General features: G+C 37.6%; 8 protein-coding genes. All 8 read left to right on the forward strand.

From position 1 onward, the window contains the following. Positions 1 to 111: 111 nt before the first annotated feature. The 8 genes from QM524_RS25305 to QM524_RS25340 all read left to right on the forward strand — a co-directional run bounded on the left by QM524_RS25305 (position 112) and on the right by QM524_RS25340 (position 11,789). Positions 112 to 1,362 (forward strand): TolC family protein, encoded by a 1,251-nt coding sequence (locus tag QM524_RS25305; RefSeq protein ID WP_283346804.1) that lies wholly within the window; start codon positions 112 to 114, stop codon positions 1,360 to 1,362. Further along, positions 1,362 to 2,435: an efflux RND transporter periplasmic adaptor subunit gene (locus tag QM524_RS25310; RefSeq protein WP_166577885.1), complete on the forward strand. Its 1,074-nt coding sequence runs from the start codon at positions 1,362 to 1,364 to the stop codon at positions 2,433 to 2,435. Before QM524_RS25305 ends, QM524_RS25310 begins: the two co-directional genes overlap by 1 nt. Positions 2,436 to 2,526: 91 nt before the next feature. Beyond that, the gene (gene mgtE, locus QM524_RS25315; protein ID WP_283346805.1) at positions 2,527 to 3,897 is read left to right on the forward strand and encodes a magnesium transporter; all 1,371 of its coding nucleotides are present in this window, start codon (positions 2,527 to 2,529) and stop codon (positions 3,895 to 3,897) included. Then, a complete protein-coding gene (locus QM524_RS25320) occupies positions 3,894 to 4,193 on the forward strand; it encodes a DUF190 domain-containing protein (RefSeq protein WP_283346806.1) in 300 nt (99 codons plus the stop codon). The genes mgtE and QM524_RS25320 overlap by 4 nt, the downstream gene beginning before the upstream one ends. 60 nt (positions 4,194 to 4,253) lie before the next feature. Next, positions 4,254 to 7,373 (forward strand): efflux RND transporter permease subunit, encoded by a 3,120-nt coding sequence (locus QM524_RS25325; protein WP_283346807.1) that lies wholly within the window; start codon positions 4,254 to 4,256, stop codon positions 7,371 to 7,373. Between the two features lie 240 nt (positions 7,374 to 7,613). Further along, the gene (locus QM524_RS25330; RefSeq protein WP_283346808.1) at positions 7,614 to 10,070 is read left to right on the forward strand and encodes a TonB-dependent receptor; all 2,457 of its coding nucleotides are present in this window, start codon (positions 7,614 to 7,616) and stop codon (positions 10,068 to 10,070) included. Positions 10,071 to 10,359: 289 nt separating this feature from the next. Beyond that, complete coding sequence (locus QM524_RS25335) at positions 10,360 to 10,944, forward strand: DUF4468 domain-containing protein (protein ID WP_283346809.1); 585 nt, start codon at positions 10,360 to 10,362, stop codon at positions 10,942 to 10,944. Positions 10,945 to 11,198: 254 nt separating this feature from the next. Further along, entirely contained in the window at positions 11,199 to 11,789 is a 591-nt protein-coding gene (locus QM524_RS25340; RefSeq protein ID WP_283346810.1) for a DUF4468 domain-containing protein, read from the forward strand. The last annotated feature ends 250 nt before the right edge of the window (positions 11,790 to 12,039 follow it).

The following is a 12,039-nucleotide window of genomic DNA, read 5'->3' on the forward strand; positions in this document are numbered from 1 at the left end:
ATTTTATCGTACTTTTCTAATAATTTTCTAATTTTTTTCTATTAGTGCTCTAACAGTCTTTCTTGTAGGGAAAATATAGTTTTGTGTCGCTATATGATGACCCTCAATGCAATGATGAAGAGAATAAAAATAGTCCTTTTACTATCGTTGGTAGTTGGCAAAGGTTACGCGCAAAATGTGATTAGCCTAACACAAGCCCTCAAAACTGCTACCGAACAAAACCCCTACATGAAAGTGGGAGCTTTAGGGGTTGATGTATCCAAAGCCGATATTGTCTCGGCCAAATTACGTCCCAATCCCATCCTAAATAATCAGTCTTTACAGGCATTGACGCCTTCACAACTGACGAACAACCCAAAGTTGCTCACAGGTGAAAGTATGCAAACTTGGTGGCAATTGACCAAAGAGTTTCAGTTGAGCGGACAACGTAAAAACCGCATCGACTATGCTAACCAAAATGTCAAATTAGCAGAAAAAGAATATGCTGAGTTTCAACGAGGACTTTATACAGATGTGGCTTTTAAATGGGTCGAGGCTTGGAATACCAGAAAACAAATCGATTTATTAAAAACGGCTGTCAATAATATAGATACTTTGGTAACGATTAATAGCTATCGTTTCAAAAAACAAATTATTACAGAAACTGAGCTGTATCGTACTCAATTGATTGCCAAGCAGTATAAAATTCAAATATCTGAACTGAATCAGGAGTTAAGACAGCAATTGAATGAACTGCAATTGATGATTGGTGCCAAAGAAAATGTGTCTATTTCGATCAGTGCAGACCTTGGAGTGGATAGCTTTCTGAAAGTGGATTCCTTGTTGGCAGATGCTTATGCTAGTAGAACCGACCTACAATATTACCAGACAAGAAAAGGTGCTATGGAGTCGAATATCAAATTGCAACAATCCTTGGCTTTTCCGAGAACAGAGGCAGGGTTTATTTATAACCCACAAAATACATTGCCCTATTTCGGGATTTATGCTACGGTAGAATTGCCATTTTTTGACAGAAATCAAGGCGAAATCAAAAAGGCAAAAGTGCAAAGAGAACAAGCGCTTACACAAATTGAAGCCGTACAGAATACCATCCGAACTGAAGTTCAAAATGCTAGTTTGCAACGTGAGACGAATCAAAATAACCTAAAGAGTTATGCTTTGATTACTGAGCAAGCAGATCAAATCTTGAAAAATGTTCGCTATTCTTATTCGGTTGGAGGTACCACCATTATCGACTTTTTGGAAGCGCAAAGAAGTTGGCTTGAAACGCAGCAACAGTATACCAATCTTTTGCATAAATATCACCAAAGCCAAATTCAGCTATTAAGTGTTACAGGTTTAATCAACAAATTGGCACAGTAATGAAAAGAATCTTATTTATCATAGTATCGCTCGTTTCGCTTTCACTTTGGAGCTGCAAAAAGGAAACCAAAAATACCAACAACAATATTCAGTCGCCATCGGTATCAAAGGATGGTGTTACCATCTCAATTCCAGACAAACAAAGTGCAGCGTTTTTCAAAACAGAAACAGTAGCAAGTTCGCTTATATCGGCCGACTTAACAGCGCCTGCGCAAGTAGTGGCAACAGTAGTAGCAGACAAAGTAGTGTTGTTTAGCAATCCTGATTTAACATCAGATTATACCGAACTCTTGAATCACCAGTCTGCAATTGCCCAACGCAAAGCAGTGGTATTACAAAAGCAATCGGTTATTGCTCAGAAAGACGCTATTATCAAACAAAAACAAATTGAAATTGAGCGTTTCGAAGACTTGAAAGCGCATGGTTCGGCAACAGGTAAGGATGTTTCGGATGCTCGTACCGATAAGTTGTTGGCAGAAAGTGAAAAGTCAATCGCGCAATCAGAAAAAGCCAGTGCCGAAGCGGATTTGATCGCTGAACGCAGTTTGATTATTGAGCATAGTACCAATCTGAAAGTAGCAGGTTTTGACCCAGAAACACTGATAGATTCGCCAGTAGGAAATGGTTGGATAATAGCAGATGTTTCTGAAAACCAGATTCTCAAGATTCATAAGGGTGCAAAATGCCAGATTAGATTTACAGCGTATCCTGAAGAAAATCATGTGGGTATCGTTAACGGTATTGCAGATGTAATGGATAATACCAGCCACATGACCAAAGTACGAATCTTGATTAATAACAAACAAGCTAAATTCCGCTCAGGAATGTTTGCCTTAGTTTCGTTTGGGATTAGCGAGGGCAATTTTATCAGTGTCGACAAAAATGCGTTGATTACAGTTCAAGGTAAAAACTTTGTTTTTGTGAAAAAAGACAACAAAAGCTTCGAACGTAGAGAAGTGCATACAGGTCAACAAATTGGCGACCGTGTAATCATTTTTAGTGGTTTGCAAAACAATGAGCAAGTAGTAAATACAGGTGCCATTCAGTTAAAGGGATTGTCATTTGGATACTAAAGAAGGCTTTTAGCTTGAATTATTCAGTTAAAAGCTTGTAGAACGGGGTTTTATAAAAGGTATAATTTGATTTTTCTCCTCAGCACCACGTATGACTTTTAGAGAAAAAATCTTGAAAAATGACTTTTCAGACTTGTTGTTTAAGAGAGGTCATAAAAATTATGTGCATCCATCAAAAGTAGCGCAGTTGTTTGAAACTCTACCTTTTGAAAATGCACTGAAGGCATATTTAGCATTTGATGAGGAAAGTCAAGTCAATGTTTTTGCCTATCTCGATACTGTTTTACAACAAGATTTGTTAGAAAATTTTTCGAGCAATAAAGCAAGTCATCTTCTAAGCAAACTCAATTCTGATGATAGAATGATGTTTTTGTCATCGTTGAAAGATTGGGAACAAACGCGCTATATCAATTTGCTCAATCAAAGTCAAAAGGAGCTAACACATAATTTGTTAGGGTACCCCAAAGACAGCGTTGCGCGCATTATGAATACCAATGCCGTAACTATTCAGCAAAACAAAAGTGTTTCGGAAGCTATCGATTATATCCGTCAAAATTATACGGATAACGAAACCGCTGATGTGATTTTTGTGGTAGATGAAAAGAATAAACTGATAGATGATGTACCAATCCGCCGATTGGTATTCAATGAGCCAGACCAACGGATAGGGGAACTTTTAGACCACTTTTGTCCAAGTTTGACTATTCATGAAAACCAAGAAAGTGCAGTAAGTATGTTTAAGGAATACGACAGAGTGACATTACCTGTCGTAAACGAACAAAATGTACTGATGGGAGTGGTTACGATTGATGATATTTTGGACGTAGCCGAACGTGAAAATACCAAGGATATTCAGAAAATAGGTGGTTTGGAAGAGTTGGATTATCCGTATGTACGAACACCTTTTTGGGATTTGATTAAAAAAAGAGCTGGTTGGTTGATTGTATTGTTTTTGGGAGAAATGCTTACCGCTTCGGCGATGGGGCATTTTGAAACAGAGATTGCCAAAGCTGTGGTTTTAGCGCTTTTTGTTCCGCTCATTATTTCGAGCGGGGGCAATAGTGGCTCTCAAGCCGCGACTTTGATTATCAGAGCAATGGCTTTAAAAGAAATCAGCTTGAAAGATTGGTGGTATGTAGCTCGCCGCGAACTACTTTCTGGTTTGACCCTTGGCTTAGTGCTTGGCACTATCGGTTTTATTCGAATCGCATTGTGGCAAAATATGGGCATTTTTGATTACGGTCAGCATTGGATTTTGGTAGGCTGGACTATCTTTTTCTCGCTGATTGGTATTGTGCTTTGGGGAACATTGACAGGCTCATTGATTCCTATGTTCTTGAAAAAACTTAAACTTGACCCAGCCACTTCGTCGGCACCATTTGTCGCAACACTGGTTGATGTCACAGGTTTAGTCATATATTTCTCAATCGCTTCCATCATTCTTAAAGGTGCAATACTATGACACAGGTACAGATTTTTATCGATAAAGACGACCTCCTAGGTTCAAAATATGTGTATGATGTTATTCTTAAACATCTCATAGGGCATAATGTGGCAGGCGCTACTGTATTTGAAGGTTGGATGGGTTTTGGGAAAAACCATGTTCTCAAGAAACCGCATGATTTGTTGTCATTCGACCATCCACCTCTGATGATTTCTTTTGTAGATGAGGATGAGAAAGTAGAGGAGGCGCTAACTTCTTTAAGAGAAATTTATAAAGGAGGATTGATTGTAAAATCAAAAGTTGAAGTAGTGTAGCTTCAAAATGTCAAATTAAGTAATTCAATTGGATAAACTTCCGAAATTCTATATTCCAAGATGGTAAAAAAGTTAATCATATTTTCATTAAATAACCGCTGGGTAGTAACTGGTATTGGTATTTTGGTGATGCTTGTCGGCTATTGGTGTTTTACTCAACTCAAGATTGAAGCATATCCAGATATTGCCGATACCAATGTAATTATCGTAGCCAAATACGAAGGTCGAGCAACTGAAGAAGTTGAGCAACAAGTAACCGTACCAATCGAGCGTGCTTTGCAGAATACGCCAAACGTATTAGACCGCCGTAGTCGTACAATTTTTGGTTTGTCGGTAGTACAATTGACCTTCCAAGACGGAACAGATGATTACTTTGCTCGCCAGCAGGTAATGGAGCGCTTAGCTACGGTTGGCTTGCCTGATGGCGTTCAACCAGAATTGGCGCCACTTTCAACAGCAGTAGGAGAGATTTTTAGATATGTGGTTGAAGCGCCTGCCACCTATTCGCCCACACAATTGAGAGATTTACAAGATTGGGTCATTAAGCCTTATTTGTTACAAACTAAAGGTGTTGCTGACGTAGTAACGTTTGGTGGACCTCTCAAGCAGTTTCATATTTTGACCAACCCTGATAACCTTCGTAAGTACAAACTCAGTATTTCTGATATTGAGGAGGCGGTTTCAAAAAATAATCAAAACTCAGGAGGTAATATCCTCGAGCGTGGGGGGCAAGGTTTTGCTGTACGTGGACTTGGTACTATCAAGACCGAAAAGGACATTGAAAATATTGTTTTGAAGTCTGAAAATGGCGTGCCTATTTATATCAGAGATGTAGCTTCGGTAGAGATTGCTCCGCCACCACCAAGTGGTATTTTAGGGTATAATATTCCAGCGGAAAAAGTAGCAGTAAATAGTGGGGTAGAGGGTATTATTTTGTTGCGTCGCTACGAAAACCCTAGTGAGTCTTTGAAGGATTTACGAGAAAAATTGACCGAATTACAAGAAAAAGAATTACCCGCAGGTGTCAAAATTCGTCCTTTGTATGACCGTAGTTTCTTGATTGATAGCTCATTGCATACAGTAGGTAAAACACTCTTTGAAGGAATCAGTATTGTAATTGTTATTTTGATTTTCTTCCTTGGTAATTTCAGAAGTGCCTTGGTGGTAGCAGTTACGATTCCATTTTCTTTGTTGTTTGCATTTATCATTATGCGATTGACTGGTATTCCTGCCAACCTCTTATCATTAGGAGCAATCGACTTTGGGATTATTGTGGATGGGGCTGTGGTGATGGTAGAACACCTCATACGGAATTACCAAAAGGCAAGTCATGAAGAGAAGAAAAAAGGTATTATCGCTTTGACCATCCAGTCGGCGAATGAGGTTTCAAAGGAGATATTTTTCTCAGTAAGTATCATCATTTTTGCTTATATGCCGATTTTGATGATGACCCGTGTGGAAGGGAAACTGTTTAGCCCAATGGCGTTGACGCTATCGTTTGCCGTAATTGGTTCAATGGTGTTTGCTTTGACAGTGATTCCGGTGTTGACTTCCTTTATTTTCCAGAAAGTCATTAATGAAAATCATGAAATCAAAGAACATCACAATTTTGTATTGACCTTTTTTGATAAAGTATATGCAAAACTCCTTCATGGTATTGGACGTTTTTATAAGCAAACTGTGATTGCTGGCTTTATAGTTGTTATTGCCTTGATTGGTTTGGGTGGTTTTCTAGGCTCTGAGTTTTTGCCAGAATTGGATGAAGGTTCTATTTTCTTAAGAGGCAATTTCCCTGCGGGAATTACCATTCAAGAAAATGCCAAATATGCGCCAACGATTCGTTCGATTATTGCTAAATATCCTCAAATCTCCTTTGTGATCACCCAAACGGGTCGCAATGATGATGGTACCGATCCATTCCCAGCCAACAGAAATGAGATTTTGGTAGGCTTAAAAGATTACAAACTTTGGACGGATACGGTTTCTAAAAAAGAATTGGTTCAGTTGGTGACAGCCGATTTGGAAAGAGCTTTGCCAAGTGTAAAATTCACTTCTGGTCAGCCAATCATTGATCAAGTAATGGAAATCGTGACAGGTTCAGCAGCCGATTTGGCAGTATCTGTTGTTGGAGATGATTTATCTTTGATGCGAGGAAAGTCAGAGCAAATTGCTGAGATTGTCAAAAACATGAAAGGTAGCAAAGGCGTAAATATTGAGCAAGAGGGCTCACAAGAGCAACTAGCCATCAATATCAATCGAGAGCAAACAGCCCGTTATGGCATTAATGTATCTGACGTCCAAAATATGATTGAGGCTGCAATCGGCGGAAAATACGTTTCGGTTTTATATGATGGTACCAAACGATATGATATTTTGGTACGTTATCTTCCTCAATACCGCAATAATATCGACGAAATCAAGAAGTTGTTGGTGAGTTCATCGTCGGGGGCTTTGATTCCTATGAGTGAGTTGGCCGATATTCGATTTGTAGCAGGTCAGACCAATATTTACCGCTATAACAACAAACGAATGATTACGGTTAGAACCAACATCCGTGGACGTGACCAAGGTGGTTTTGTAAAGGAATTAAAAGATAAAATCGAAAAAGGAGTAAACGTACCAAAAGGATATGAGGTAATATATGGTGGTCAATACGAAAACCTTGAGCGTGCGGGGAAACAATTAGCCTTTACGATTCCACTGACGATTGTGTTGGTATTTGGATTATTGTTTATGTTGTATCACAATTTACAAGATGCCTTATTGACGATGTCATGTATTTTGTTTGCCTTAGCAGGTGGTATTTCAGCGCTGTTATTGCGAGGCTATTACTTTAATGTATCGGGAGGGGTGGGTTTTGTGTCAATTTTTGGTATCTCGGTGATGGCAGGAGTCATATTAGTCTCAGCGCTCAACCGAGCCATACACGCCCTAGAGGTAAGTCAAGATACGATTAATGACGTAGCAAAAGAGCAATTGAGAGCCATACTTTCCATCCTTGTTTTAGCCATCTTGGGTCTAATTCCTGCGGCAGTATCCACGGGAATTGGCTCAGATGTACAACGACCATTGGCAACAGTAATTATTGGTGGACTCATCAGTACGCTTATTTTTACCCCAATTTTAATTCCTCCGTTGTTTTATTGGGTAAAACAAAAAAAGGCTGGTTCATCTAACTAATTAGGAATGTGATTTCTCAATAAAGCCATTGAAAACTTAAAATAAATCTCTTTCAACTATATTTTAATTTCCATTTAAAACCTCAGATGGCGTTTTCTATCGTCATTTGAGGTTTTTTTGTCTACATCCTAGATTTAATAGAACACTAGCAATATTATTTAGATTAATTCTAAATAATATTGCTATTCATTTTTATTTTAGCCAAATTTGAGCTGTTATTTATAATTAGACTTAATAAAAATGAAAAATCATTACACTTTACTACTCATTTTTCTATTACTTTCACAGCATGCATTCTCACAAAAAATAGCGGGATTTGTTCATAACTTACAAAACGAATCAATTATAGGTGTATCAGTTTCTATTCTCAATACCAAGAAAGGAACATCAACAGATACAGGAGGGAGGTTTCAAATTGATGGAATCTCAGAAGGACGCTATACGCTTAAATTTACCTTCGTGGGTTTTGAACCACTGTTTAAGGATGTTGTTATAGAAAATCAAAATCCCAACTTAGATATCGAACTCACAGAAACTTCGGCACAATTACAAACGATAGAAGTGGTAGGTCGCAAGGAAACAGAATATAAAAACTCGGTTTCCTTTGTCGGTACCAAAACAGCAACGGCCTTGAAGGATGTTCCGCAAAGTATTAGTTATGTCACCAAAGAACTGATTCTAGATCAGGCGGCTTTTCGTTTAAATGATGTTGTAAAAAATATGAGCGGAGTGACGCAATTTTCGTTTTATAATGATTTAACCGTACGCGGACATAGAATTCAAGGCGGTCAAAACTCTTCGATTTTGGTCAATGGTCAAAGAGCCTTTACGAGTTTTTGGAAACAACAACTAATACCTCATATAGAAAAGGTAGAGGTAATTAAAGGGCCTGCCTCGGCCTTGTTTGGAAACGCCTCCGCTGGTGGTACGATCAATAGAGTTACCAAAAAGCCATTGGATGAAAAAGCTCAATCTATCTCTACCACCTTTGGGAGTTTTAATACCTTAAGAGCCCTAGCGGATTTTACAGGACCCTTGATACAAGACAAAACGGTGCTATATCGAATTAATTTAGGCTATGAAAATTCAGGTTCTTTTAGGAATATGCATTATGACAAAAACCTGATTATTGCTCCAAGTTTATCTTTTTTGCCAAGTAAAAATACCCGAATCAATGCTGATTTAGTCATTCAAACCTCTGAGGGAAGACTTGACAGAGGACAATCAGCCTTAGGCAACGGCGATTTATATTCAACTTCGATTAAGACTTCATTGAATAGTGTAAACGATTATTTGAAAGAGGAAACTTACAATTTTACCCTTGGTTTTTCTCAGAAAATTACGGATAAATTAGTATTCAACGCTTCATATATGCATAGCAATTACAGCGAAGATTTGCTTGAACATCGTTCGGCGAATACCTATGCCAAAGACGGTAAAGGTGCTGTGATTCCCTCTCAAGTTGAAATGCAGGTATTTATCCGAAAAAGAACTTATAACGCTGATAACTTTACAGGCTATTTTAATTATGAGTTGGAAACAGGTCGCTTGAAACATAAACTTTTATTGGGATACGATTATGCCCAACAAGAACTAATGCCAGGAGGTTCACAACTACAAGCTAGGGGCTACAGAAATGCTGCCAACACTGGCGCCATCAATACCTATAACCCTGCTCAATCTACTAGGTATTTATTGGATGCCAGTGGTAATCCTGTGCCGAATGTCCCTCATTTTGACTTGACTGCGAGCAATCCTTATGTCTTTAGAGATATGTCAAAGTATTTTTATACGGTTGTAAACTACGATCCTGAATTTTTAAGAACGCAAGGGGTTTATTTGCAAGACCAGATTCAAATGGGGAAATTTCAGGCCTTGTTAGGTTTACGTCAGGATTATTTTACCGATGTGGTTGGTTATAATACCACTAGTGCCAAAGAAGTAACTCAGCAAGCATTTTTACCAAGATTAGGATTAGTATATAGTGCCAATCAACATATTAACTTGTACGGGACTTATGTGAATGGTTATCAGCCGCAAACTGCTTCGGTGATTAGTAATCCGCTGGCTGGCGGCCCTTTTGATCCATTGATTAGCCGTCTTTTTGAGGTTGGAGCAAAATCAGAGTGGCTTGATAAGCGATTAGTTGTTTCAACGGCTATTTATCATCTATTGGTTAAAGGGCAATTATATAACGCTGGAGAGGCAGGGAATCCAGATAAAATGATTCAAATGGGGGAGGAAATTTCGAAGGGTGTCGAACTCGATGTGGTAGGCTACATCGCTCCTTATTGGACAATTACGGCAAATTATGCCTTTAATGATGCGAAAATTACAAGCAGTACAACTGAATCAGATATTGGTCGACAAAAGCCAAATGCGCCAAGACATCAAGGAAATTTGTGGACAAAATATACCATTCACAAAGGAAGTTTATCTGGTTTGGGCTTGGGTCTGGGGACTAATTATGTGGCAGACCGCTATGGGTCTATTTTTGACGCTGGATCTCAACCACAGGTTTTTCCAGCCTATCAATTATGGAATGCTGGAATTTATTATAATCTAAAAAAAGTGAGACTTCAGTTGAATTTGAACAACCTCACAAACAAGACCCACTGGGTAGGAGGGTATGATTATTTAAGAGCGTTTCCGGGCGCACCAAGAAACTTTTTGATGACTGTAACCTATAATTTGTAATTTGGAGATAGGTTAATCATAATTAATTTTAGCTTGAGTGATCAGATTAAAATTTGTATTCTTACGGTAGAGACTCAATGATTGCATCTTAAAGAAAATCTAGTATCATAAAATCAAAAAGCGGTTGGAAAATATTTTCTGACCGCTTTTTTGATGAAAACTTGGGGGATAATACCAACTCTAAAATTCAGGATGATTCATGTTTTTGTTAAAAATTTGTTAAAGGCTAAAATAAAACTTGTTTTAAACGTTCTATATTTAATATTTACACAAACCTAAATACATACCTATGAAACGTACCTATTTTCTACAAATTCTCTTCATTTTGACTTCTTTCATTGCATTCAAAGCACAAAGTCAAGAACTTGATTATGCTAAGTCTCGTGATTATTGGATGGTTGATGAAAATCAGAATCCTGTAATTTCCAAAGTGTTCAATTTACCACCCAATGCAACCAAATCAGATATTTACGAAGTCGTTATGGACTTGGTATCCAAAAATTATGCTGCTTCAAACTTTAAAATCTTGCATGCTGATAGTACCAAAGGAAAATTTATTGTTAATGCAAACTATCAATTAATTTTCTCAACGATGAGCGTTTGGCACACCATTGCCGTTGAATCCAGAAGTGATAAGGTGAAGGTGTCTTTTACCTTGACTTCATTTGAGAAACCCTACTATTTTAGACCTGACTACTTTTCAAAAACAGAGTTTCTTCCAATAGCAACGGAGTACCCTATCAATCAAGATAAATTTAAAAAGAGGTCGCAAGAACAGGCTTTTCTTGCCGCAGTTCTGAAATCGTTGGATTTGTTAGGAAATTTTGAACGAACACTTAAGAAAGTCGTAACTGATAAAAGTACTTCATGGTAGGAATAGGTGAATGAATGATTCCGCTACAGACTTTAGGTTGTAAAATCAAAGCGATAAAGTTTTTATGATTTTACGAAGGGAAACTTTAAAAGTTCTCCTTTATCACTTAGCATGGATAAAAATCGGCCCATAATTTTACTCGGTCTTTGTGCAATATTATTAAAATGCATTACGTTATTGAAGAATATTGTCTTTATTTGCAAAAAAATAAATGTGCTCATCTAATTAATTTATAAAATCAAATATAAAAACCTATGAAAAAAACTCTTCTAGTTTCCGCACTTCTCATTTGTTCCAAATTTGCAGTTCTAAGTCAAAACGTCGATGAAAAACTCTTTAGTATTAAAGGAAAATGGATACTCGACGATAAAAAAAATGTAACTATTCAACGGGTAATCGAAGCCCCTTTTCTTAGCAAAGAAGACATCTATAATCGAGCATTGAACTTCTTTGCCTACCATTACATTGAGGAAAATATCAAAATAATCAACGCTGACAAATCTCAAGGATTAGTGGTTGCCAGAGGAGTATTTGAAAATTTGCATAATAATTGCAGAGGTTGGCATGCCATCAAAATTGATGTAAAAGATGGGAAAGCGAGGATTTTAGTCACATTGACGGAATATCAATACCCTAAAAATATTTCTTCAGATGGCGTTTTTAATACTTGGGCGCATTCCAAAGTAAGCGACGAAATTCCTGTAAATGCCAAAGGTAGTAAATATGTCTATTGGGGAAATACTTTTTATAGCTTTTTTACTACAGCCACTAGCTTAGTAGATAGTTTTGAGATAGCTGTAAAAGAAGGAAATACTTCCAAAGAGATTGAAAGTAGTTCTTGGTAGATTTACGATAGACTAGTTATCAAACATGAGTTATGCCAAATTGAGTGAATGAGTGATTATTATAAAAATTTTATTCTAGTGGTAGAGACGCAATGATTGCGTCTAGCGCGGAGTAAAAAATAGCATAGGAAAATTAAACATGAGTCATCCCGAATTTTTCGGGAGAACTTCTAAAAACGAAACCTCCTTGTTTACTTTGTGAATCACGACAAACACAAACAAACAGGAGGTTTCTATGCATAAAGCATTT

Source organism: Flectobacillus roseus (assembly GCF_030056595.1).
In the GTDB taxonomy this organism is placed as follows: Bacteria; Bacteroidota; Bacteroidia; order Cytophagales; family Spirosomataceae; genus Flectobacillus; species Flectobacillus roseus.